At 58.0% G+C, this 24,821-nt stretch carries 25 protein-coding genes; 8 read left to right on the top strand and 17 right to left on the bottom strand.

Features of this window, described 5'->3' with window-relative positions; translation table 11 throughout:
* Positions 1–94 precede the first annotated feature (94 nt).
* Entirely contained in the window at positions 95–787 is a 693-nt protein-coding gene (locus ACR0BF_RS15100) for a helix-turn-helix transcriptional regulator (protein WP_480625228.1), read from the bottom strand.
* A 104-nt stretch (positions 788–891) separates the two neighbouring features.
* Between ACR0BF_RS15100 and ACR0BF_RS15105 the strand changes: the two genes are divergently transcribed.
* Positions 892–1,083: a hypothetical protein gene (locus ACR0BF_RS15105; RefSeq protein WP_480484088.1), complete on the top strand. Its 192-nt coding sequence runs from the start codon at positions 892–894 to the stop codon at positions 1,081–1,083.
* Positions 1,084–1,085: 2 nt separating this feature from the next.
* On the opposite strand, the gene ACR0BF_RS15110 is transcribed toward ACR0BF_RS15105, so the two are convergent.
* Positions 1,086–1,733 (bottom strand): RluA family pseudouridine synthase, encoded by a 648-nt coding sequence (locus ACR0BF_RS15110; protein WP_480606234.1) that lies wholly within the window; start codon positions 1,731–1,733, stop codon positions 1,086–1,088.
* A 92-nt stretch (positions 1,734–1,825) separates the two neighbouring features.
* Here ACR0BF_RS15110 and ACR0BF_RS15115 point away from each other — a divergent pair, with 92 nt between their 5' ends.
* On the top strand, positions 1,826–2,236 hold the full coding sequence (locus ACR0BF_RS15115; protein WP_480474118.1) for a nuclear transport factor 2 family protein: 411 nt from the start codon (positions 1,826–1,828) through the stop codon (positions 2,234–2,236).
* Between the two features lie 4 nt (positions 2,237–2,240).
* A complete protein-coding gene (locus ACR0BF_RS15120) occupies positions 2,241–2,954 on the top strand; it encodes an SGNH/GDSL hydrolase family protein (RefSeq protein ID WP_480606237.1) in 714 nt (237 codons plus the stop codon).
* On the opposite strand, the gene rarD is transcribed toward ACR0BF_RS15120, so the two are convergent.
* The 12 genes from rarD to ACR0BF_RS15180 form a co-directional block, all read right to left on the bottom strand.
* Positions 2,945–3,850: an EamA family transporter RarD gene (gene rarD / locus ACR0BF_RS15125; RefSeq protein ID WP_480606239.1), complete on the bottom strand. Its 906-nt coding sequence runs from the start codon at positions 3,848–3,850 to the stop codon at positions 2,945–2,947. The two genes, ACR0BF_RS15120 and rarD, sit on opposite strands and share 10 nt — an antisense overlap.
* 259 nt (positions 3,851–4,109) lie before the next feature.
* Complete coding sequence (locus ACR0BF_RS15130) at positions 4,110–6,563, bottom strand: GcvT family protein (RefSeq protein ID WP_480606241.1); 2,454 nt, start codon at positions 6,561–6,563, stop codon at positions 4,110–4,112.
* 89 nt (positions 6,564–6,652) lie between these two features.
* Positions 6,653–7,627, bottom strand: coding sequence for a GlxA family transcriptional regulator (locus tag ACR0BF_RS15135; RefSeq protein WP_480606243.1), 975 nt, complete (start codon positions 7,625–7,627; stop codon positions 6,653–6,655).
* Positions 7,628–7,637: 10 nt separating this feature from the next.
* Positions 7,638–8,531: a homocysteine S-methyltransferase family protein gene (locus ACR0BF_RS15140; protein ID WP_480606246.1), complete on the bottom strand. Its 894-nt coding sequence runs from the start codon at positions 8,529–8,531 to the stop codon at positions 7,638–7,640.
* A gap of 11 nt (positions 8,532–8,542) precedes the next feature.
* The gene (locus ACR0BF_RS15145; RefSeq protein ID WP_480622695.1) at positions 8,543–9,577 is read right to left on the bottom strand and encodes an alcohol dehydrogenase catalytic domain-containing protein; all 1,035 of its coding nucleotides are present in this window, start codon (positions 9,575–9,577) and stop codon (positions 8,543–8,545) included.
* 14 nt (positions 9,578–9,591) lie between these two features.
* Entirely contained in the window at positions 9,592–12,039 is a 2,448-nt protein-coding gene (locus ACR0BF_RS15150) for a GcvT family protein (protein ID WP_480625229.1), read from the bottom strand.
* Positions 12,040–12,054: 15 nt separating this feature from the next.
* On the bottom strand, positions 12,055–12,435 hold the full coding sequence (locus tag ACR0BF_RS15155) for a GFA family protein (protein WP_480474125.1): 381 nt from the start codon (positions 12,433–12,435) through the stop codon (positions 12,055–12,057).
* 4 nt (positions 12,436–12,439) lie between these two features.
* Positions 12,440–13,063 carry a LysE family translocator gene (locus tag ACR0BF_RS15160; protein ID WP_480625230.1) on the bottom strand — a complete coding sequence of 208 codons (624 nt, stop codon included), beginning with the start codon at positions 13,061–13,063 and terminating at the stop codon, positions 12,440–12,442.
* Positions 13,063–13,632, bottom strand: a complete 570-nt coding sequence (locus tag ACR0BF_RS15165) for a helix-turn-helix domain-containing protein (RefSeq protein ID WP_480625231.1) — start codon at positions 13,630–13,632, stop codon at positions 13,063–13,065. The genes ACR0BF_RS15160 and ACR0BF_RS15165 overlap by 1 nt, the downstream gene beginning before the upstream one ends.
* Before the next feature lie 332 nt (positions 13,633–13,964).
* Entirely contained in the window at positions 13,965–14,714 is a 750-nt protein-coding gene (locus ACR0BF_RS15170) for a hypothetical protein (RefSeq protein WP_480625232.1), read from the bottom strand.
* Positions 14,715–14,855: 141 nt separating this feature from the next.
* Positions 14,856–15,311, bottom strand: coding sequence for a GAF domain-containing protein (locus ACR0BF_RS15175; protein ID WP_480625233.1), 456 nt, complete (start codon positions 15,309–15,311; stop codon positions 14,856–14,858).
* A 75-nt stretch (positions 15,312–15,386) separates the two neighbouring features.
* Entirely contained in the window at positions 15,387–16,559 is a 1,173-nt protein-coding gene (locus tag ACR0BF_RS15180; RefSeq protein ID WP_480517826.1) for an acetyl-CoA C-acyltransferase, read from the bottom strand.
* Positions 16,560–16,661: 102 nt separating this feature from the next.
* Here ACR0BF_RS15180 and ACR0BF_RS15185 point away from each other — a divergent pair, with 102 nt between their 5' ends.
* The 3 genes from ACR0BF_RS15185 (at position 16,662) to ACR0BF_RS15195 (ending at position 19,267) form a co-directional block, all read left to right on the top strand.
* Positions 16,662–17,000, top strand: coding sequence for an STAS domain-containing protein (locus ACR0BF_RS15185; protein ID WP_480517828.1), 339 nt, complete (start codon positions 16,662–16,664; stop codon positions 16,998–17,000).
* A 21-nt stretch (positions 17,001–17,021) separates the two neighbouring features.
* A complete protein-coding gene (locus tag ACR0BF_RS15190) occupies positions 17,022–17,471 on the top strand; it encodes an ATP-binding protein (RefSeq protein ID WP_480474132.1) in 450 nt (149 codons plus the stop codon).
* 218 nt (positions 17,472–17,689) lie between these two features.
* Positions 17,690–19,267: a gamma-glutamyltransferase family protein gene (locus tag ACR0BF_RS15195; RefSeq protein WP_480625234.1), complete on the top strand. Its 1,578-nt coding sequence runs from the start codon at positions 17,690–17,692 to the stop codon at positions 19,265–19,267.
* Positions 19,268–19,302: 35 nt separating this feature from the next.
* Here the strand turns inward: ACR0BF_RS15195 and hspQ are convergent, their stop codons facing one another.
* On the bottom strand, positions 19,303–19,629 hold the full coding sequence (gene hspQ / locus ACR0BF_RS15200; RefSeq protein ID WP_209504966.1) for a heat shock protein HspQ: 327 nt from the start codon (positions 19,627–19,629) through the stop codon (positions 19,303–19,305).
* 80 nt (positions 19,630–19,709) lie between these two features.
* Between hspQ and ACR0BF_RS15205 the strand changes: the two genes are divergently transcribed.
* A complete protein-coding gene (locus ACR0BF_RS15205) occupies positions 19,710–20,591 on the top strand; it encodes an AEC family transporter (RefSeq protein ID WP_480493874.1) in 882 nt (293 codons plus the stop codon).
* Positions 20,592–20,651: 60 nt separating this feature from the next.
* Complete coding sequence (locus tag ACR0BF_RS15210; protein ID WP_209504968.1) at positions 20,652–21,233, top strand: transglycosylase SLT domain-containing protein; 582 nt, start codon at positions 20,652–20,654, stop codon at positions 21,231–21,233.
* A gap of 15 nt (positions 21,234–21,248) precedes the next feature.
* On the opposite strand, the gene ACR0BF_RS15215 is transcribed toward ACR0BF_RS15210, so the two are convergent.
* Positions 21,249–21,845 (bottom strand): LolA family protein, encoded by a 597-nt coding sequence (locus ACR0BF_RS15215; protein WP_480625235.1) that lies wholly within the window; start codon positions 21,843–21,845, stop codon positions 21,249–21,251.
* A 39-nt stretch (positions 21,846–21,884) separates the two neighbouring features.
* Positions 21,885–24,809 carry a DNA translocase FtsK gene (locus ACR0BF_RS15220; protein ID WP_480625236.1) on the bottom strand — a complete coding sequence of 975 codons (2,925 nt, stop codon included), beginning with the start codon at positions 24,807–24,809 and terminating at the stop codon, positions 21,885–21,887.
* Between the last annotated feature and the right edge of the window lie 12 nt (positions 24,810–24,821).

A 24,821-nucleotide genomic window follows, 5' to 3' on the forward strand; every position in this document is an offset into this window, starting at 1 on the left:
CGGGCTTGATCCATTTAACCCAGTATATCACTGCGCTTGCTCACAGGCTCAAGCAACAATGCGGTGAAATAGGCGAATACCCGCCAAAGGCCATTCATACCGGTTCCGCAAAGGTGCCCGTATGCTGTTGCTCCTGCCAGAGATCGCGCAAAGATTTACCCTGTCCCAGAAATCCTTCGTCAGTGTATTCACTGGACCAGATGCGATCGGTTCTGAAATGGCGAAAGCCGTTTCGCATTTCGCACCACCCTGCCAGCAACGTGCATTCGACATGATAGATCAGCGCCAGCGGGCGCACCACGCGGATGGTTTGTTCGCCTTCACCATCTACGTAAGTGATGCGGATTTTCCGTTCTGCCCGAATAGCTTCGCGATAATGCGAAACAGAAACACATCCCTTCTCGGGATCATCCGCCGGAGCCCCCCAGGGTGAAACCTGCAACCAATCGGTCGGGCTATGCAGTGCATCGATCTTCCGACAGATTCGACTTGCAGCGCGCTGCAAGTGGCTGTCGCCGGTGCGCGCCAGAAGAGACAGGCCAACCCACAGAGCCTCAACCTCTTCGGCGTCGAAATTCAGCGGCGGCAAATCGTAACCACGCCGCATCATGTAGCCGACACCGGCCTCACCTTCGATGGGTGTTCGCTGGGCCTGCAATTCGGCAATGTCACGATAGACGGTGCGCATGGACACCTCCAGCCGGGCAGCCAGCGCTTCTGCCGTGACCGGCGCACCTGCGGCCCGCAGAATCTGGATGATTTCAAACAAACGGGTCGAACGGCGCATCGCATTCTCCTGACACTCTGCTGACACCCTAGCACACCCCACTGACAACATGCTGTCAGCAGTGACGCGCGATAATGGGTGGATATCACACAAGGAGCCAAGAAATGCCGCACCTCGACAACCACGTCATGATGACACTGAAGCTTGGTCAATGGTCACAGGATCACACACTGCGTGCCTTCGAGATTGAACGTGAGCTCGCGCAGGAGCGCCATTGCCGCCAGCCGGTTTCGACGAAACGAACAAGACGCATTTCGCTGGGCAACCTGAAGATGCTGTGGGCCGGAATTGTCTAAAATCAGAAATCGGGCTGGGCGCGAAACTTCATCGAATGCCCGCCCTCGGGATGCTTCAGGCGCAGTTCTTCGGAATGCAGCATCAATCTGGGAAACTCCCTCGCCGCACCTGTTGTATAGAACGGATCGCCAAGGATCGGGTGACCCAATGCCTGCATATGAACGCGCAACTGATGAGACCGCCCGGTTTTGGGAAACAAACGCACGCGAGAGGTCTCGCCCTCATGTTTTACGACGCGCCAATCGGTAACCGCAGGTTTGCCCGTATCATGACACACCATTTGTCTGGGCCGATTGGGCCAGTCCACGATCAACGGCAGGTCAACGGTGCCGGTCTTTGGCTCCATACGCCCCCAGACACGGGCAATATAGGTTTTCCGGGTCTGCCGCTTCTCGAACTGCATACTCAGATGCCGTTGCGCATGGGGTGTTTGGGCAAAAACCATGACACCTGATGTGTCCCGGTCCAGTCGATGCACAAGCAGCGCCTGAGGGAATGCCGCCTGCACGCGTGTCAGAAGACAATCAGCCAGATGCTCGCCCCGCCCCGGCACAGAAAGCAGACCTGACGGTTTGTTCACCACAATCAGCTGCGCATCTTCGTGCAGCACGTCCAGCGCGGTTTGCGGGGGGGCATAGGTTTCGGTCATGCGGGCCTGCCTATCTCAGCACGCACCTTCCCGCAACGTCGTCCTTGCGCGCACGGTCATGATCAGTGAACTTCTGCGCAGGAGGACAGGACATGCACCCCACAATTGAACGACTGCAAGAGGTTGTCGCCAAGGGCGATGAGGCGCTGATCCACGATCTGCTGGCCGAAGATGTGCAGTTCCTGCCACCAACCTATTACAGCACCTGGACCGGGCGCTCACCTGTGGCTGCCGTTCTTGGTCATGTCGGGCAGGTCTTTTCCGACTTCCGGTATCGCAGGATCATGGGCGCTGGCAACGATTGGGCACTGGAGTTTCAATGCAAGATTGGAGATCTGGACGGCATTGGCGTTGACCTCATTACGCTGAACGAGGATGGTTTGATCCAAATCTTCGAAGTGGCCATGCGCCCCTACAAAACAGTCGGCGCATTACGCGAGGCGATGATGGCGCGCGTGATGACTGACGCTCGTTTTCTGGAATTCAAAAACGCCCTGACGTGACTTGATGATGCGCACTCTGATAGCACCCGACCAGGTTTTACGTGTGCCCTTGTTGCCCATTCTGGCCGCACAAGCCCTTTTGGTGCGCCGCAATGCCCGACTTTTGCCGGAGCCGACTGGCCCGCGAGCGGGCCGAACAGGGCGTGGCCCCCGCCTGCGTCTGCTGATCACCGGCGACAGCTCGGCGGCCGGAGTGGGCGCGGGAACTCAGGCGCAGGCCTTGTCGGGGCAGCTTGTGGACCGGCTGACCAGACATCATTCGGTTGAATGGCAACTTGAGGCCACCACAGGGCACACGACGCTGGATACGATTGACCGCCTGAGCCGCATAAAGGGCGAATTCGATGCGGTGGTCACTGCTTTGGGGGTGAACGATGTCACCCGCGCCGTCTCTTGCCGCACATTTGCGGATCGTCAGGCGCAGCTTATCAACATCCTGACAAAAGACCTGGGGGCGCGGCGCATAATCATCACCGGCGTTCCGCAAATGAACAGGTTTCCCGCCCTGCCACACCCATTGGCCTGGGTGCTTGGCCGTCAGGCTGCGCGGCTGGATAATGCGTTGCAACAGGTTGTTTCCGTCCATTCACACGTGCAACATCTAAGGCTTGATCTGCCCGACGACCCGGTCCTGGCGGCACCGGACGGCTATCACCCAAGCCCCCGAGCCTATGCGCTGTGGGCAGATGCTGTAGCACGCCTGTTGCTTCAGGCCTGAGCCCGCGCCTGCCGGATCATCGGGATCGAGTAAATGACCAATGCCACCCAGATCAGGGGGAATGCGATCATGCGTCCGGTGTCGATTTTCTCACCAAATAGAGTGATGGCTGTAATGAAAATCATAGTCGGCGCAATGTACTGCAGGATGCCCATGGTCGACAGGCGCACCAGCTTGGCCCCGTTCGCATAGACCAGCAATGGAACCGCCGTGACGATACCGGCGCAGGACAACAGTAGGGTATCAGACATCGCGACCCCAAAATGGCCTGTGCCTTGCACGCCCAGCCAGGTGACATAAGCCAAGGCCGGGATCAAAAGGATCAGGACCTCAAGCAGAAAGCCCTGGTTGGGACCAATTGGAAGGGATCTCTTGAAGAACGCATAGAAACCCCAGCTGACCATCAAACTCAGCGCCGCCCAGGGAAGCCGCCCTGCCTCGAGAACAAGCACAAGAACGCCCAGCGCGGCAAGCCCCACCGCAAACAATTGGGTCCGCGTCAAGGGCTCACGCAGCAGAATTGCGCCCAACGCAATACTGAAAAGCGGGTTGATGTAATACCCAAGCGCCGCTTCCAGCGCGTGCCCCGTCGAGATCGCCCAAACATAAATCGCCCAGTTCACGGAAATCAGCGCCGCCGTCAAAGCCGCCATGGCCAGCATCCGGGGATTGCCCAGTGCAGCTTTCAAGTCCCGGGTACGCCCCAGCGCGACCAGAAGCAAACCTGCAACCGGAACAGACCAGATAACCCGATGCGCCACCACCTCAACCGGTCCAATGTGATCCATCGCCTTCATATAAAGCGGCAGAAATCCCCACAGGACATACGCCGTGACAGCCAAAGCCAGACCTTTGGGCGTGTCCGCATTCTGAGGTGGTAAAGGCGTGTCTGTCACGAAGGTTCTCCGGTTGATACCGGTTTCGTTTACGGCAGAACTGAACGGATTGAATACTCTGAAAACAGTGAAGTGTCACATAACGATTTGTGATAAGTTAGCTGACCGCAGCTGTTGCCGCCAAAATGCGAGGCTCTGCCTCGCGCTCCAGGATATTTAGAGCCAGGTGAAGCAAGGGATCCGCACTTCATCTGGCCCAAAATATCCCGGGGGAGTCGCCCGGCACGGGCGGCGGGGGCAGAGCCCCCAGCCCTGTCTGTCAGACCTTCACCCGTTCGGATTTCGGGTCATACATCGGTTTAAGCGATGCTTCGGCTTTGACCTTCACGCCGCAAACATCGATCTCATAGGTTGAACCCAGAACGTCTGCGGCCTTTTCACCTTCGCACGGTACATAGCCCATTCCGATGGCACCGCCGAGGCTGTGACCGTAGTTGCCGGAACTCAGGTAGCCGACATATTCGCCATCACGCACGATCGGCTCGTTGTGGAACAACAGCGGTTCAGGGTCGGTCAGACGGAACTGTACCAGACGGCTTTTAGGGCCGCTTTCTTTTCGTGCAATCACCGCCTCACGCCCGATAAAATCACAACCTTTGTCCACCTTGACGGCAAAGCCAAGACCAGCATCAACCACGTGATCCTCACAGGTGATATCATGGCCGAAATGGCGGAAACCCTTTTCGATCCGGCAGCTGTCCATCATGTGCATACCACACAGCTTCAGCCCCATGTCCTGACCGGCCTCATGCAGCGTCTCGAAGACGTGGCCCGCCATGTCCGAAGAAACATAGATTTCCCACCCAAGCTCACCCACATAGGTCACGCGATGCGCACGGGCCAGGCCCATGCCGATCTCAATTTCCTGCGCGGTGCCAAAGGGGTTGTTCGCGTTTGTGAAATCATTGGGCGAAACTTTTTCCAGCAGAGCCCGAGCGTTTGGCCCCATGACAGCGAGAACGCCTTCACCCGCTGTGACATCTGTAATGACCACGTTGAAATCCCCGACATGGCGCATCATCCATGTCTGATCCGCCAAGCGTGTGGCTGCGGGGGTCACGACCAGATAGGCGGTTTCGGTCAAGCGTGTCACGGTAACGTCCGCCTCGATCCCGCCCGTGCGGTTCAAAAACTGCGTATAGACGATCTTGCCGACAGGGACCGAGTAGTCACCCCCGCCAATATAGTTCATGAACTTTTCGGCATCAGGGCCTTCCACACGAATCTTGCCGAAGGAAGACATGTCATACATACCCACATTCTCGCGCACGGCTCGGTGCTCGGCAGCGGAATTCTCGAACCAGTTCTGGCGCTTCCAGCTGTACCGGTATTCACGCTCCTGCCCTTCATTCGCGTACCAATTGGCCCGTTCCCAACCTGCGATTTCTCCAAAAACGGCGCCCTGTTCTTTCAGGTAATGGTGGAACGGGGTTCGGCGCACACCGCGCGCGGTGACTTTCTGACGATAGGGATAGTGATCGGCGTAGAGCAGTCCCAACGTTTCCTTTGAGCGTTCAAAAAGGTACTTCTTATTGCCCTGAAACGGCTGCATCCGACCGATATCAACATCGCCCAGATCAAAGGGCTTTTCACCAGTATCCATCCACTCGGCCAGCGACATGCCCGCGCCACCGGCGGACTGGATACCGATCGAGTTGAACCCGGCCGCGACCCAAAAATTGTCCATCTCGGGCGCCAGACCCAGGTGATAGGCGTCGTCGGGAGTAAAGGATTCGGGGCCGTTGAAGAAGGTGTGAATACCCGCCTCGGACAGCATTGGCATCCGGTTGCACGCCGCTTCGAGGATCGGTTCGAAGTGGTCGAAATCCTCGGGCAGTTGGTCGAACTCGAAGCTGTCAGGAATACCGTTCATGGCCCAGGGTTTGGCATTGGGCTCGAATGCGCCCAACATCATTTTGCCCGCGTCTTCCTTGTAGTAGGCGCATTCATCCGGCACCCGCAGAACCGGCATTTGGCTCAACCCTTCAATGGGTTCAGAGACGATGTAGAAATGTTCGCAGGCGTGCAGCGGCACATTCACGCCGGCCATCTTGCCTACCTCGCGCCCCCACATTCCCGCGCAATTGACAACCATATCACAGGCGATATGCCCTTGGGTTTGCCCGTCATCACTGACCCAGTCGACACCGGTTGCACGCCGTCCGTGCCGGGAAATCCCGGTCACCTTCACCCGTTCCTTGATCACCCCACCGCGTTGACGCGCACCCTTGGCCAACGCCAAGGCAATATTAGCAGGATCCGCCTGGCCATCGGTTGGCAACCAAACGCCACCTGCCACGCCGTCGAGGTTGATGTGCTCATATCGCTCTTTGACTTCGGTCGGTGACAGCTCTTCGACCGGCACGCCAAAGGCACGGGCCATTGCCGCATTTCGGTGAAGCTCTTCCAACCGCTCACTGGTCAGGGCGACCGAAACGGACCCGACCTGACGCAGGCCGGTGGCGACACCGGTCTCTTCCTCAAGGCCCAGATAAAGCTCGGCGGAATAGCGCGCCAGTTTGGTCATGTTGGAAGAGGCGCGCAGTTGCCCGATCAGGCCCGCCGCGTGCCAGGTGGTGCCGCTTGTCAGTTGCTTGCGCTCTAGAAGAACAACATCAGTCCAGCCCTTCTTGGTCAGATGATACGCGACCGAACATCCGATGACGCCGCCACCGATGATGACCACTCGGGCCTTGCTGGGAAGATCAACCATCCTGAAATCTCCGCTGTGTCAGGTTTGGCGTAAACTGCCACGGAAGATCGACAACAAATGCACCAAAAACGTCACAAGATCAGCAGTTTTCACCGATGTGTCGCGGCCCGCTTTTCACGTCGAACGACAAAAGGCGTGACTCCGAAGAAGCTTTTGTAAACAGAGGAAAACCCGTTCGGAAAACCGCAGGCCAATCCGATTTCGCGAACGCTCATAGTGGTGTTCAGAAGCAGGTTATTGGCCTTGGCCAGCCGCATTTCACGATAGAATCCGTTGGGCGTGGTGCCAAAGAAGGTTTTGAACTTACGCTCAAGCGAGCGGTTCGACAGTTGCAGCGAATCGACGATCTGATTGATCGGCAGAGGGTCTTCGATATTGGCCTGCATGAGCTTGATGCACTGATCCAGCTTCACATCTCCGGTCGCCGTCAACTTTACCCCAGAGAATGGCTGCATCGAGGCGAAATCCCGGATGTTTTCATGCAACATGATGTCCGCCACGGTCATTTTTGCGGGCCCCGAGATATGACGGCCGATCACTGCCAGCGCGATATCTGTTGTCGCCTCCATTCCGGCACAGGTCACAACGGCGCCCTGTTCGGTTGCAATCGACAGTTTGGCTTCAAACCGGGCCCCGCGTTCCCGCAGGAACGAGGCATTCTCCCAGTGGGTTGCCAAGTCGTCTGTACCCTGTTCGTCGATATACCGGCTGGCGGCTTCCGCCAGCAGAAACACCTTGGCATCCCGGAAGGTGTAATCCGACACCACCCGCCCCAAAGACAAGTCCGGGTGATCCGGGTCAGAATTGCCGATCACAAAAAGATAATTCGCCTTGGGCTGCGTCTGCACGCGTTCCGTTTGCACCACCGCGTCGCTGCTGCTGGAGATCGGGCCACCTTTGAGCGACCGATAGGCAAAAGTGAACGGCGGCTTCGGACACACACGATTTGCCAACCTGAGAACCTCGACCAATGAGGCCAGTTCAAGCAGCACAAATCCGGGTGCGACCAAAATATCGAAGTGTTGCTGTATCGCCTGCGGTGATTCAGAAGCAACTTTCCTCATCGCTGTCACCTTAGACGATCTCATGCCCGGCAGTACGCAACCGCTTGGCCAGCGCTTCGATGTGGTCCGGGCCGATCTCGCAGCATCCACCGACAATCGTGGCCCCCTGATCGACCCAACGCATGACGTGATCCGCATAGGCATCGGGACCAAGATCATGGCGTTGATCCAACGCATCCACTGTCGGCGCGTCCTTTAGAAACTCATCCGAAATATGTGTAAAGCCGTTGGCATAGGCACCATAAGGCTTGTTCATGCCGGACAGGATGTCCAGAGCAGCTGGGATCGCTTCGGGGCGCGAACAATTAATCAGCAGCGCATCAGGTGAAAACTCTGCAACCAAGGGCGCGACATCCCTGAGCGGTTCGCCGGACCTGAGGCGGCTGCCATCTTCGTCATTGACCGTGAATGACAGCCAGACTGGTTTGCCACATCCGGTCGTTCCACGCAGCGCACCCTCGGCCTCCTGCACCGAAGATACTGTCTCGATCAGAAACAGATCGACGCGCGCAGCCATCAAAGCCACAAGTTCAGCAAACTTTCCCGCCGCATCTGCCGGGTCGGGATTCAGGTCGGGTCGGTAAGATGCAAGAAGCGGCCCCAGAGACCCCGCAATCCGCCCCCCGGTCGAAGTACGAGCACGTTCGGCCTGTGTCAGGGCAGTGTCGATAAGGGCGGGCATCTGGTCCTCCATCCCCACTCGCACCAGGCGTGAACGGTGGACGGCATAGGTATTGGTGGTGGCAACCGTGGCACCACGACGGAAGTAGTCGCCATGCACCGCGCCGACCAGATCAGGGTGGTCGATCATCACACGTGTGGACCATAGTGGCGTCGCCCGGTCTCCGCTGCGTTTGACCAATTCCTGTCCGATTGAACCGTCCAACAGAGTGATCTTTGTCATGTCGTTGCTCCTTAAGGCAGCAGCACGAGTTTACCCGGAAGGGTCTTTGCCTGAAAATCAGCCTGTGCGCGGACGATATCCTTCAACGGGTAGGTTCGGGAAACCAGTGGCTTGATCCGTCCGGTATTCATCAACTCCACTAGGCGGCCAAAGACTTCGGGTGCCTGATGCGTGCAGCCGTGAATGGTGATGTCGCGCAAATAGATGTCCCGCAGATCAGCCTCGACAATCGGGCCGGCGATTGCCCCAGAAACGGCGTAGTGCCCGCCGGGCTTCAGGGCAAGGATCAGCGATGCCCATGCGGGCCCGCCAACAACATCTATAACCGCGTCGAACATATCCTGCGGCGGCAGCTCATCCCGGGCAAATGTGCCCAACGCCCCTTGGGATCTGACGACCTCTGCCTTCTCTGCAGCCGTCACACCCCAAACCGATGCTCCGCGCAGCGCCGCAAGCTGCACCGCCGCCAGACCGACGCCGCCTGACGCGCCAGTGATCAGAACTTTTTGCCCAGACGTCACGCCCGCGCGCGTCAGCAGGTTTTCGGCAGTACCAAAGGCGCAGGGAATGGCCGCAATTTCAACATCAGACAGGGGCGATGCACTTACGTCGTAAAGATCATTTGCTTCAACCAGACAGTATTGGGCAAAGGCCCCATCAATCTCTGACCCGAGCGCAATAAAGCCCTGAGGTTTGCCGGGGCGCGGACGTGGAAGGTTGATCGGGCACGTCACACGCTGGCCCTTTTTGAACCCCGTGTTTGGCCCGACTTCTTCAACGATCCCGCACAGATCGCCGCCCTGAATGCGGGGAAAGTTCAGTGCGCCGCCCCACCCTCCGGCTTCAATATCCTGATCGACGGCATCCGTCCCGCCGGTGACATCCGATGAATACCAGCCGACCCTTGTGTTGATATCCGTGTTATTGACCCCTGCCGCGGCGACCCGAACAAGCACCTGCCCCGGCCCAGGGGCCGGGACTGGGATATCGTCGCGCCATTCCAGCGCCTCTGTTCCACCATGGCCGGTCAGATAGACGCCGGACATGGTCGCCAGACGCGTCACGCCCGCAACCGCTCGTTCTCGGGGTCCCAGAGCGGTTGATCCAGCTCTACCACGGCGCGGCATTTCTGACCGTAGATTTCGACCTCAAGTTCAGTTCCGGGGTTGGCAAACTCGGCCCGGATCATGCCCAGCGCGATGGATTTGCCAACGCGGTAGCCCCATGCGCCGGATGTGGTTTCGCCGACGATCTCATCGCCTTGCCAGATACAGGACATATACGGCGCGTCGCAATCGCCCGCATCAACGGTCAGGGTGACGAAGGACTTTTTCACGCCTCGCTGCTTTTCGTTCAGGATTGCAGCCTTGCCCGGGAAGTCCTGTGGTTTGTCGAGCTTGACGAACCGTTCCAACCCGCCTTCAAGCAGGGAATAGTCGGTCGACAGATCGCCCTTCCAGGCGCGGTACCCTTTTTCGATCCGCAGCGAGTTCAGCGCATACATTCCAAACGGCTTGGCACCGGCATCGATGATCGCGTCGTAGATTGCAGGCATGTGTTCGTTCAGTGCATGCACCTCCCATCCCAGTTCACCGGCAAAGGAAACGCGGATCAGATAGGCGGGTTGGCCGGCGACGGTGGCGGACTGGTGGGTCAGCCATCCCGAAGTCAGATCGGCGTTGGTCATTGACGACAGGATCTCACGCGATTTCGGGCCAGTCACAATCAGCGTGTCGCGCGTGGTGGTGACATCTTCGATTGAGACCCCGGCAGGCATTGCCTTCATCAGGATATCACGATCATGCCATTGCGCAGTCGCCGCCGTGATCATGATGAACTCTTCTTCACCCAGCCGGATGCAGGACATTTCGGTCAGGATGCGGCCACGGTCGTCCGAGACATAGATGAGGTTCATCCGACCGACCTTTGGCAGCCCGCCGGTTGCAAGGCCGCGCAGAGCTTCGGCAGCGCCGTTACCCTTGACCATGAAGCGCGAGAAGCCCGGCAGGTCCAACACGCCACAATGATCGCGCACAGCTTCGCATTCTTCCTTGATCCGCTGTTCCCACGGACCGGACCGACCCCAGGTGTGGGTCGCCTCGAGCGAGGTGTCATCGCCGGGCTGGGCAAACCAGTTGGCGCGTTCCCAGCCGTTATAGGCGCCCATTACGCCACCCTGCGCCTTGACCCTGTCATGCACGGGTGACAGTTTCTTGTCGCGCGCGGCGGGCCATTCATGGTGCGGGAAGTGCATGGCATATTCGTTGCCATAGACTTCCATGCCTTTCTGGTTGCAATAATCCTGATCGGTGTAATCGGTATAGCGGCGCGGATCGACGGCCCACATATCCCATTCGGTCGCGCCATCAACGACCCATTCGGCCAGAACCTTGCCTGCGCCACCGCCCTGCGCGATGCCGAAGGTGAAAGTATGTGCCTCGAACGCGTTTTTCACACCGGGCATCGGGCCGATCAGCGGCAGCCCGTCAGGCGCATAGGGGATCGGCCCGTTGATAACGCGCCCAACACCCGAGGTTGCCATCAGCGGCACCCGTTCCATCGCATCGGTGACGATATCTTCGATGCGGTCCAGATCGTCATTCCACAGCTGAAAGCTGAAATCGTCAGGCATCGGATCGTCTTCGGTCATCCAGTGGCCCTTGCAGTTGGGCTCGTAAGGACCAAGGTTGAAGCCGTTCTTTTCCTGCCGCAGGTAGTAAGAGACATCCACATCACGCAGCAGCGGCAGCTTGGCACCGCTTTGCTTGGTCCATGCTTCGATCTCGGGGATTTCATCGGTCAGCAGGTACTGGTGGCTCATGACCATTGCCGGAACGGTGCGGCCACCGAAGGGCTTGAACCATTCGCCCACACGCTGCGCATAATACCCGGCTGCGTTCACAACATAGTCACAGGCTATATCGCCTTTGTCCGTGTGCACGGTCCAGGTGCCGTCATCATGCTGTGTCACGCCAGTCGCCGGGCAGAAACGGATGATCTTCTGCCCCATATCGCGCGCGCCCTTGGCCAGCGCCTGCGTCAGCTGCGCCGGATCGATATCACCATCCGTCGGGTCGTAGAGAACACCTTCAAGATCGTGCGTTTCCAGGAAGGGATAGCGCTCTTTCGCTTCTTCCGGAGTCCACATCTCCATGGGAATCCCCTGATACCGGCCCATCGCCATGGCGCGCTCGAACTCCTGCACACGTTCTTTCGAATGCGCCAGTCGGATCGAACCGGTCTGGTGGTAGTTCATCGGATAATCGACTTCCTCACCCAGACGCGCATACAGCTCGGTCGAATAGCGCTGCATGTTCATGATCGCCCATGAGGTCGAAAAGGTCGGAACGTTCCCTGCCGCATGCCAGGTCGACCCGGCAGTCAGCTCGTTCTTTTCCAGCAGAACACAATCGGTCCAGCCCTTCTTGGCCAGATGATATAGCGAGGAAGCCCCCACCACGCCACCGCCGATAATGACCACGCGGGCTTTTGTTGGAAAATCACTCATGCGTTTAGATCCCTGTTACTGTGCCTCTTGAGGCAGATCGTCCGTGATGTCGTAATAGTCGCCCTTGTCAGCCACAAAGATGTGCTTTGAGAGCTTTAAACCCGTGGGAGCATCGAGTGCGCCCATGGAGATCGAAATCGTGTCCTCCTGGTTGTGTTGCCAGAAGAGAAACGAGCCACATTTGCTGCAGAACCCCCGTCGGGCGATGTCAGACGCGCGATACCAGCTTAGCGTGTCGCTGGCCGAGAAACTCAGGTTGTCCTGATGGGTTGAGGTCGAAGCCCAGAAATGGCCCGACTGTCTGCGGCACTGTCCGCAATGGCAGACCGAAGGCAGCGACAGGTCTCCGTCAATCGTGAACGCGACCGAGCCGCAAAGGCAGGATCCCTTGTGCATCTGACTACCCCTTTGTTGCGGGTGTGGTGCTGGTTCCCAACAACACACCGTAGATGACAAAACAGGCCGCCATGATCCGGCGCACCCAGATATTGAACACGGCGCTCAGCGCTGCCCTGCCCATCAAGGCGCCCAGCGCCGTAAAGCCGGTGTAGCTGAGTGTGGTGATGATCAGCGCGGTAGGCATGATAACCCCCATCTGCTGCCAGACCGGGACCTCGGGCTGAACGAACTGCGAAAACGCGGCCAGGTATCCGGCGACGCTTTTGGGATTGATCGTGGCCACTGCCAGCGCGTGCAGATAGACATGTCGCGCCGGACGCTTGGAGGCTGGTGCGGGTTTTGTTGCATTCATCCATCCGCGAATGCCCAACCAGATCAAAAACCCCGCACCAATCAGCTTGGCGACAAAGAACCCGGTCGGCGATGCGGCGATCAGCGCCGTCACACCCAGCGCAGACAGGATCAGAAAGGCGCTGGCTTGCGTGAGAATTGCCAATACGCCCAGCATTGCCTTTGGGAACGGAAGGCTCATCCCGTTCGAGATGCAATTGACCGCATTTGGGCCCGGCGTGGTTACGAAAACCACCCAGAAAAACGCAAATATGGTCCAGGCTTCGAACGACATCAGTAGACCGGCGGGGCGATGACCCAGATGGCCGCAGCGGGCTCGTCGTAAGGGTTGGCCCATTGATAAGGTTCGTGTCGGATCCGAAAACTGTCACCTGGCCCAACCGTGAACGCGCGCGCCCCGATTGTCAGGTCCAACTTGCCCGAGATCATGTATCCGACTTCCTGTGTCGGACGATTGGCCGGTGTCTGCATCTGCGAGTTGGGTTTGAAGGTAGAATGTACCATTTCGAAATCATCGGTCAGATCCGGCGAGAGCAGTTCTTCGATCAACCCTTCCTCGCCCGACCCCATGGGCCGGCGCGAGCCGGCACGCACGACATATCCCTGCTCGTCCGCAGGTGCCGCCGAATGCGCAAACAACATCGACATGGGTACGCCAAGGCATTCGGCGATCTGCCTCAGGTCCGAGATCGACGGCTCAGACATGTCACGCTCAACCTGGCTGAGCCAGCCGACAGAGCGATCCAGCCGAGTTGCAATCTCGGTCAGGGTCAACCCCCGGGCCTTGCGCAAGGCCCGCAGGTCAGCACCTAGTGTCGCGCTTTGGGGGGCTTGGCTGTTCACAGGCCGCTCCGATTCTCGTGAAATTTTTTCCTCGTTTTTCACGATGGAGCAAGTTGGTGAAATTTCCAAGTGATTTTTCACGTCCGTTTTTATTTGGACGTTGACCACTACAGCTTGCCGACAACGGAGTTAATGGTCAGCTGGCGCGTAAGGCCCCGAAACCCAGACAGTCGCAGGGAAGCAGCAGCCGGATTTCAGCATTCTTCGTGCAGTGATATCATTTCGGAAAGATATCACATGCCGCTCCCCTGTCGCGCCGCGGCGACATCGGCGATCCTTCACGCCGGGGGCACGTCCTGAATCACCCTTGATCCTGGACAGCCCGTCTGGCTTTAGAATTGAAGGCCGGCAAAAACCTTCACTTCATCCAGCACATGTTGAGGCCAACGACGGGTGAAACTGTCAGCAATCGTTTCACGCTTTTCCGGCTCAAGCCCGGCAAGCAAGCTGGGAAAGCGGCGGCGGTTTCTGGGCAGCGTCCACATTTCGATGTCATTTTCAAAACAGTAGCGGGCAAAACGCACATCGACAAACTTCTCGCTGCCCTCCATGTAATCCAGCGTTGGGAACAGCGACCCGGGCAACATGACGGTTCCGGTTCCCAGCTGGTGTACTCTGGTCGAGTAGGTCAGCCGTTGATTCATGCGCAACAACGTGCGCTGCCGTATCGACTTGGGTGTGGGATTTGTGAATGTCGTGGCATGATAGCCGAAAACACGCTTTTCCAGTCCCACGCCCCGCGCCCGGCGTATGGTCTGACGGGCATAGTTGTCCGCATATTCGATATCGTCGTCGACAAGAAAAACGGTGTCTGCCGGATCAGGTTGGAAAATGAACTTGCCGACATCCTTGTAGTCCCGCCCGGGGATCACGGCCGTGACGTTATCGAACTCGCCCAGAAAATCAGGCACATCCTGATATTCGTTCAGGCAGATGAAAACCCTGTCGACCTGCGGCGCGATGCTTGCCACCGATTGGGGCAATACGCCGACGCGATCAGGGAATGTCGCCATATGGGCGCGTCTGATCCCTTTTTTGGGCGCTTCATCCGCGACCGTCAGATTGATGTCAGACTCTTGCATCCCTGAGAAACACCCCAAAACGAAACTTAGCTATGGATTTTGGTAGGAGATCGCTTCGAAGCTTGCAAGACGAAGTCCGCCGGGCCGTCCAATCGCCCGGAAATCCCCTGTCTTGATGCAAGACCGCAACGACGCCAGAGGTTAGCAGGCCGCAAACACCGCGGTCAGAATGCCTTCCAGATTTTGCGCATCCTGTTGCGTGAAAGCATCCGGCTGGTCGCTGTCAATGTCGAAAACTGCAATCAACTCGCCCGCTGCGCTCCGGACCGGCAGAACCAGTTCGGATCGGGTGGACGAGGCGCAAGCGATGTGACCCGGAAACGCGTCGACATCCGGCACCAGCTGCACTTCGCCAGTGCGCGCTGCCGCCCCGCAGACGCCGCGCGCGAACGGGATGACCAGACAGCCATGCCCGCCCTGGTAGGGGCCGATTTTCAGCAAGCCCGGTTCTGTCACCCGGTAAAACCCGGTCCAGTCGAAACGGTCGTCAGAATAGTGGACCTCGCAAGCAACGGTGGCCATCAGGGCAACCTGATCGGTTTCGCCTTCGGTCAATGCTGCAATTGTACTGGCCAGCGTACTGTAATCGACGGTCATAGGTCCCGAACCCCTTGGAAAACCCCCGGGGGCTCTGCCCCCGAACCCCCGGAGTATTTCGAAAAAGATGAAGGGTCAAATGCGTTCGATCGCGATAGCTGTTCCTTCACCGCCGCCGATGCAGATTGCAGCAACCCCCCGCTTGAGATTTCGTTTCTCGAGCGCGTTCAACAAGGTGACCATGATACGGGCGCCAGATGCTCCTATAGGATGGCCCAAGGCACAGGCACCGCCATTTACGTTTACCTTGTCGCGCGGCAATCCCATCTCGTGCATGAAAGCCATCGGCACAACTGCGAAGGCTTCATTGACCTCCCACAGGTCGACATCATCCTTGTTCCAACCGATGCGGGACAGGAGCTTTTGCGCCGCCGGAACCGGCGCAGTCGTGAAAAGTCCGGGCGCCTGCGCATGGCTGGCATGTCCCAGAATCCGAGCCCGAACTGTCAGCCCTCGCGCTTCTGCCGTCTCAGCCGATGCCAGAACAAGCGCCGCCGCGCCGTCGGATATTGACGAGGAATTGGCGGCGGTCACTGTCCCGTCCTTGCGGAAAGCGGGATTCAGCGTCGGAATTTTCTCGGGACGGGCAGATTTGGGTTGCTCGTCAGCCACCTGTACAACCTCACCCTTTCGCGTGCGCACTGTGACGGGGACGATCTCGCCCGCGAAAGCACCGCTTTCTTGCGCGGAAAGTGCGTTGGACAAGGATTTCAAGGCATATTCATCCTGCGCTTCGCGGGTGAACTGATACGCCTCAGCGCAGTCTTCGGCAAAGGTTCCCATCAGGCGGCCCTTGTCATAGGCGTCTTCCAGCCCGTCAAGGAACATGTGGTCGATCACCTGACCATGACCGATGCGCGCACCGCCCCGCATTTTCGGCAGCAGGTAGGGCGCGTTGGTCATGCTCTCCATACCTCCGGCGACCATTGTATCCGCATAACCCAATGCGATCTGGTCGAAGGCCATCATCGCCGCCTTCATCCCAGAACCACACATCTTGTTCAGCGTGGTGGCGGGAACCTCCTCGCCCAAGCCCGCCGCGAAACCCGCCTGGCGCGCCGGAGCCTGCCCCTGACCTGCGGGCAGGACACATCCCATCAACACCTCGTCAACCGTCTGTGCCCCTGCCTGCTTTAACGCGGCACGAATCGCTGCGCCGCCAAGCTCGGATGCTGCGACACCGTCGAACATGCCCTGAAAACCACCCATTGGCGTTCTGGCAGCACCTGCAATAACAACATCTCTCATCCGGATAATCCTCCTGTCGTCCGGTCCTTGAATACAGAATGGTAAGAATTCGCGTCTAGCGTATTTCTACGACTCATTTTCAGATTGGAGGGCGGCCGGACCATGAGGCTGACCAGCACATCAGACGGTACGACACAGATTATCACCGTTCACTCTGACCGGATCGACGCTGCGATGGCCATTCAGTTCAAAGAAGACATGCGCGCAGAGACCGAGGCCTGCGCTGATCGGGTTGTCCTTGACCTTTCAGGTGTCGAGTTCATCGATTCAAGCGGGCTGGGCGCAATCGTGGCCTCCATGAAACAACTGGGGCTGAACCGAAGGCTTGATCTGGCAGGCCCGCAGCCCGTGGTGGAAAAGGTCTTTCGCCTGACGCGCATGGATACCGTGTTCAGGTTGTTTGCGACACTGGATGACGCCCTGTCGAAACCGGACAGGTGACAAGAGCAGGAGTGCGACAACATGGAGCCCATTTGTAACGCTACCTGCCTGGAAGTGAGCTTTCCCGCAACGGAAACAGAAGCCAGCGCGGGGATTGCGAAACTCAGTGCCGGACTGGCGAAACGAGGGTTGCCGCCGCACAAGGCGGACGACGTCAAGATCGCACTGGCAGAAGCAATCAACAACGTTGTGGAACATGCCTATATGGACGTGGCCCCGGCCGGGGTTCAGGTCACATGCCGGTTGGACAGAAACCGCCTGGACATTCTGATCTCGGACACGGGCCATCCATTGCCCGGCTACGAACCACCAGACGGAACACCAGCACCACTGGGAACCCGCATTCAGGATCTGCCCGAAGGCGGGTTCGGCTGGTTCCTGATTCATCAACTTACCAGCGATATCTGTTATGAGCGTCGCGACGGGTGCAATCGGCTATCCTTGCGATTTAACTTTGACAAGAACGGGTGATCAGCCGCAATTGGCCACAATAACGCCATTTTCGAAACATTGTCGCGCCGCAAATCGCCGCCATACAGTGACTCGTAGCTCAGATAGCTTCCCTCGGCGCCAATTATCACAGCCCCCACCCAGTGAACGGCGCCGAGGATCTCCCCCCAACTTGAATTGACTGGACAACCGGCAATCAGAGAATAGCTTTCCCCTGTTTTAAGGAGAAAGAACCCACCATGCGTGATCTGCACAAACCTGGCCGGTCGGAAGTTTTTGCAACGCGGGGGATGTGCGCAACGTCGCACCCGCTGGCCGCCAAGGTGGCAATCGATATTCTTGAGCGCGGCGGCAACGCCATGGACGCAGCGATTGCAGGTGCAGTTCTGCTTGGGATTTGCGAACCGCAGATGACCGGGTTGGGGGGCGATTGTTTCGTTTTGTTCAGCCGTGCGGGCGAAAACCGGATACGCGCATTGAACGGATCGGGTCGCGCGCCGGCCGCCGCGCGGGCGCAGCCCTTGCGAGACAAGGGTCTGTCATCTGTACTGTTGAACGGCCCGGACGCGGTGACTGTTCCCGGTGCCGTGGACGCCTTCTGTCACCTTGCAGAAACCGAAGGACGTTTGGGGCTGGGCGCGATTCTGGAACCCGCAATCCACTATGCCGATGCTGGCGTTCCGGTGGCCCCTCGGGTTGCATTTGACTGGAAAACAGGGGCGGCTACATTACAGGGCGCTGCGCGTGATCATTATCTGATCAATGGGCAAATACCCGCAATCGGGCAGATCTTTCGCGCCCCCGGTCAGGCTGAGGTCTTGCGCAGGATCGCCAGTCAGGGACGCGACGCTTTTTATTCAGGAGACATTGCCGAGGATATGATCCGGGCTCTGTCCGCACTCGGAGGTGTCCACACCGCCGAGGACTTCCACCGCACCAAGTGCACTGAAACGCAGCCCATGCGCGGGGCCTACAAGGGTGTTGATCTGGTCGAACACCCGCCGAACGGCCAAGGTGCAACCGCGATCCTGCTGCTGAACATTCTAAAACAGTTGGATCTGGCCAGTATGGATCCATTTGGAGCAGAACGGGTTCATATCGAGGCTGAAGCCACCAAGCTGGCTTATGACGCGCGCAACCGGTTTATTGCTGATCCCGATCATGTCGCGCGGGCCGAGCGGTTTCTTGATATGGATGTAGCAGTCAGGCTGGCGGCATTGATTGACCCAAAACGCGCAATGCCCGCAGCAGCACCTTTGACGGAAGCCATACACAAAGACACGGTCTATATCACAGTGGTCGACCGCGACCTTATGGCTGTGTCGCTGATCTACTCGATCTTTCATGGCTTTGGGTCAGGGATCGCGTCCGAGAGATACGGCATCTTGCTTCAGAACAGGGGCGCGGGGTTCACGCTTCAGCCGGGTCACCCCAATGAACTGGCTGGTGGCAAGCGCCCGATGCACACGATCATACCGGGGATGTTGACCGAGAATGACCGTGTCACGATGCCATTCGGCGTCATGGGCGGTGCTTATCAACCGACCGGGCACGCGCGTTTCGTTTCGAACCTTAGGGACTTTGGGCTGGAGCTACAGGAAAGCATCAACGCGCCGCGTGCCTTTTTTGATGGAAATGTCCTGAAACTGGAGCGGGGCTATTCTGAAGAAGTGGCGAAACAATTGTCTGAAATCGGCCACAATATTGAAGTTCCGGAAACTCCGCTTGGTGGAGCGCAAGCGATCCGAATCCGAAAAGACGGTGTTTTGGAAGGTGCCAGCGACCCGCGCAAGGATGGGTGTGCCCTTGGATACTGATCAGCGGCAGTACAATGCCGACCGGTTCGCCAGACCTAGTTCAGGTGGAAATGCAGAGGGTAGGCACCGTCTTCGAATGGGCCGAACATGTTGGAGATATCCGGGTGTTCAACCGGCTCGCCGGAATAGTCTGCAACCAGATTTTGTTCTGAAACATAAGCAACATAGAAGGATTGGTCGTTCTCTGCCAACAGGTGGTAGAACGGCTGTTCTTTCCTTGGACGGCTGTCTTCCGGAATGGCCTGATACCATTCTTCTGTGTTCGAAAACTCTGGGTCCACGTCAAAAATCACCCCTCGAAAAGGGTGTTTCTTGTGACGGACCACCTGGCCCAATCCGTATTTCGCGCGTGTCTTTAACATTGTTTCAGCCCCCACCGCATTTACTAACGGTTTTTGGCCCGAAATGCCAATCATTGATGTGAAATTCAGGGAAACAGTCTGTGAACCTAATACTGACAGTGTTCGAAATCGTGGCCCCGGTTTTTCTCTTGGCAGCCATTGGCTTTACCTGGGTCAAACTGGGGTTCGAATACCGGCTGCAATTTGTGACACGCTTTGCAACGACGCTGGCAATGCCCAGTCTGATCTTTGTTGCGCTCATGCAAACCGACATCCCGGGCGGAGATTTGTCGCGTTTCACATCCGCGACCCTGGTCGCAAATCTTCTGCTGGCAGGGGTGTTCTGGTTGCTGGTTCGCGTATTGAAACTGGATCAGCGCACGTACCTGTCACCGCTGATTTTCGGCAATACCGGCAATCTTGGCTTGCCGCTATGTATCTTTGCGTTCGGACAGATTGGCTTGGGTTACGCAGTCATCTTTCTGTCTGTAACTGCGCTGTTTTCTTTCACTTATGGAATATACCTAGTCGCCGGAAAAGGCGCATGGGGACAAGTCTTGCGCCAGCCGATGGCGTGGGCGACCATTCTGGGTGCAGTGTTTTTGTGGCAAGGGTGGCAAACTCCGACATTTCTAACCAACACGTTAGAGCTTTTGGGGCAAATGGCTGTTCCGCTGATGTTGGTCACGGTCGGTGTGGCAATCGCCCGCCTGACCTCGCGCAGTCTGGGGCAAGCACTCTGGTTGTCAGTCCTGAAACTTATCGTCTGCTTTGCGTTGGGCTGGGGGATTGGAGTGTTGTTTGATCTGGACACTGTCGCCTTTGGCGTTCTGGTCCTGCAAATTTGTACGCCGGTCGCTGTGACCTCATATTTGCTGGCAGAACGATTTGAGGCCGATTCCGATGCCGTTGCCGGCATGGTCATGGTGTCCACTGTGCTTTCCGTGGCGGCGTTACCCGTAATTCTTGCCATTGTTTTGTAGCGATTGTGATTTCCTCAGAGCTCAATCTACGCTAGAATAAACAAAAAAGGCATGAGGCACATGAGCAGAATTCTTATCGTACTCTTCGGGGTGCTGCTTTTGGCATCCTGTGGCGGCGGGTCAAAACAACCGCCCAGCAAACTGAACGACGCGTGCAGTATTGCGCACGAGCGACCGGATTTTATCAAGGCTTTCAAAAGCACCGAGCAGAAATGGGGTGTTCCGGTTCACGTTCAGATGGCAACGATTTATCAGGAAAGCCGATATCGCCACGATGCACGTACCCCGCACCGTTACGTGCTGGGCGTGATCCCGATGGGGCGGCAAAGCAGCGCCTATGGGTTCAGCCAAGCACTGGACGGCACCTGGGATCAATATCAGCGCGAAACCGGCAAGCGTCGGGCCAAGCGGGATCGCATCCGCGACGCGTCGGACTTCATCGGCTGGTATATGAACAAAAGCTATGAGCGCAACGGCATCCACCCCGGCGACACACGCAATCAATACCTGGCCTATCACGAAGGCCACACGGGGTACGCACGCGGCACCCACAACAGCAAATCATGGTTGTTGAGCGTGGCCAATGACGTGGACGCACGCGCGCAACTGTATCAGGCGCAATTGGCGAACTGCCGGTACTGAGTCATACTCAACGGGTCAGCGATTGACTGACCCGCGTCTTTCCTTGTTCGAAAAAAGGCCCTGATCCAGGTCATCGCTTTCGGTCAGCGCGCCCAGAAGAACTGTGGTCTGACTGCCCGCGTTGTCATGGATCACCCATTTGCGAAGTTCGACCGGGTTATCGGTGAACATCAATTCAATCCGGCCTGCTTCAGGGTTCTTGGGGTCTTGTGCAGTGACCACTGTGGCCGTGCCGTCAAAGCTGTGGCCGACAACCATATTGGCCTGATCAAGATTCACATTGCGCGCCAGCACAATGGATAACGGCGTGCGCTTCAGCGGGTATTGCTCGGGCGGCTGGTTCGATTTGGGATCAAAGATCTGTACACTGCCCGAGCGCGCCAGCACCACAGCGCTGTTGGGCGGGTCATATTCGAACCGCATCTTGCCCGGGCGCTGCATCCACAGCTGCCCGGTGCTCAACGAGCCATCATCATTCACCTGCGTGAACGTTGTCTGAACCGTTTTCAATCCGTTCAGGTAACTTGAGATTTGCGAAAGCGGCAGTTTTTCCGCCGCCCAGGCGGCTGGTGCAGCCAGTGTCAAAGCAAGGGCAAAAGCAGTCTGTTTCATGCCGTACAGATAGGCTGTCTGCCCTTGTTATTAAATATCCTATTGCTCGGGGACGAGGATTTCGCGTTTCCCGACATGATTTGCTGACGAAACAACACCTTCCTCTTCCATCTGCTCAACAAGCCGCGCCGCCTTGTTGTACCCGATGGCGAGTTTCCGCTGAATGTAAGAGGTCGAGCATTTGCGATCCTTGATCACAATTGCCACCGCCTGATCGTACAGCGCGTCTTCTCCGTTCGTGTTGCCACCTGTATTCAGCCCCAGAACGGCGTCAATGTTGTCGACCTTGTCCTCGGCCGGTCCATCCAGAACGCTGCCCACGTAATCGGGCGGGCCGAATTGTTTGAGGTGGTTGACGATTTCCTCGACCTCTTCATCCGACACAAACGGCCCGTGGCATCGGGTGATCTTGGCGCCACCGGCCATGTAAAGCATGTCGCCCTGCCCCAGCAGCTGCTCGGCGCCCATCTCGCCCAAAATGGTACGGCTGTCGATTTTTGAGGTCACCTGGAACGAAATCCGCGTCGGGAAGTTGGCTTTGATCGTGCCGGTGATCACGTCAACAGACGGGCGCTGTGTGGCCATGATCAGGTGAATACCCGAGGCCCGCGCCATTTGCGCCAGACGCTGAATACACGCTTCGATCTCCTTGCCCGCGACCATCATCAGATCGGCCATCTCATCAACAATGACGACGATATAGGGCATCGCTTCGGGCGCGAATTGTTCCGTCTCGAATGTTGGTTCACCGGTTTCATCGTCAAACCCGGTCTGCACCGTGCGGCTGAACAACTCGCCCTTGGCCAGCGCATCCTTCACACGGCCATTGTAGCCAGCGATGTTGCGCACGCCCATCTTGGACATCTTGCGATAGCGGTCTTCCATTTCGCCCACGACCCATTTCAGGGCCACGACCGCTTTTTTCGGATCGGTCACAACGGGCGACAGCAGATGCGGGATGCCATCGTAAACCGACAGTTCCAGCATCTTGGGGTCGATCATGATAAGGCGGCATTCATCCGGCGTCAGCTTGTAAAGCAGCGACAGGATCATCGTGTTGATCGCCACCGACTTGCCCGAACCCGTGGTCCCGGCGATTAGCAGGTGAGGCATCTTGGCCAGGTTCGCCACCACGGACGCGCCGCCGATATCCTTGCCCAGCGCCAACGGCAGCGCCTGATTGCCATCGCCGAAATCGCGGCTGGCGAGGATTTCGCGTAGAACCACCATTTCCCGGTTTTCATTGGGCAACTCGATCCCGATCACCGAACGGCCGGGCAGTGTCGAAACACGTGCCGAAAGGGCCGACATCGAGCGCGCAATATCGTCTGCCAAACCGATCACACGGCTCGCCTTAAGGCCCGGAGCGGGCTCCAGCTCGTACATGGTCACGACCGGGCCGGGGCGTACGCTGACGATCTCACCCTTGACGCCGTAATCGTCCAGAACGTTTTCCAGCATCCGCGCGTTTTCTTCCAAGGCCTCATCGCTCAGGTGATGGCGCTGGATATTTGCGGGGTTGGACAATAAGCCCAGAGGCGGCAGTTCAAAATCAGAGTGTCGTTCCTCGAAGGACAATGCCGGTTGCGCTTCGGCCTGCGCACGACGGGACGGCAACGGTGTCCGGCGCACGGGCTGCGCCACCACAGGCTTCCGCGGTTCAGCCACTGGGATCTTCATCGCCTGACGCGGTTGCGGCATGGCATCGGCGACATCCTCGAAAACCGATTCATCATCGATATCCAACTCGGACGCGTAGTCGTATTGTTCCGTCCCGGCCTCATAACCCATCAAAGCAGGCTCTGGTGCCTCTGGCGTGTCACCAGTGGACACCTGCGGCTCGGGGCGCAGACCATACGCCGTCACCGGCGGTTCCGGGGGCAGTTCGGACAAGGTATGCTGGTTCAGGATCAGCGGATCGGGACGGCGTCCACGACCTTTGGTCAACGGCAGGCTGGGATCTGGCTCGGGTGTCATTTCGCCCACAGCAACCTTGCGATTTCGCACGGCGGCCGAGATTTTGGAGCGGATGCGATCTTCGCCGGGCATGTCGTCAAAGCCCGCGATCGGTTCCGGGTCCACCAGCTCGGGTTCGGGCATTGGATCGGGGCGACGGATAAGCGACGGCATTCGCGCCAACAGGCCCGATTTGACCGGAGGTTCAGGGCGTCCCAATTCAGGTTCTTCAAAAACAGGGTCGGCATAGACCAGTTCGTCGTCAAACATCGCCTCGACCGCTTCAGCCCGAGCAAGCTTGCGTTCTTCCCACTGCGCCCGGCGATCCCGTGCCGCTTGCGCGGCCGAAGCCGCACCGCGCCCCATCAGCGTCATCAGCATGTCATAAGACATCACAAGGCCCAGGATGAAGGCCCGGAAGCCACGTTTCACGTCGGCCTTGGTGAAGCCCAGCACAAAAACACCCAGCGCGGTCATACCGACGGCCATGGCCAGAGACATCAGTTTGACCAGAAAATGCGAGGAGATCGGCAACAGCGTCAGCAACGCGCCCATGACCGTGTCGCCAAACAAACCGCCCAAACCGTAGCTATGCGTTACACGCCACTCGGCACCGGGAACAAGGGTAGCGGCATAAACCGAGGCTACAGCGATCCAGATCGGGGCAAAGATCAGGCGGGCAATGGCCCGGTCTTCACCGAAATGGCCCGCAAAACGCAGACCCCATCCAGCCAGAACAAGCGCGATGCCCCAGCTTCCCCAGCCCACGATCATGAACAAGGGGGCTGCAATAGACGCGCCCACCCGTCCCATCCAGTTCTGCACCGGTGCATCGGTCGAAACCATCCAGTTGGGATCATCGGGCGTATAGGACCAGATCATCGCAGCCGCGGCCAAGCCCAACAGGATCAGCGCGATACCGATCAGTTCCTTACTGCGTCGCTCCAGGGCTGCCTGTGTTGTGCTGTCCAGCAATGGGTCGCGGTTTCGCGCATTATATGATGCCATTTTGCCCTCGTA

It is taken from the genome of Ruegeria sp. AG7, assembly GCF_056541545.1.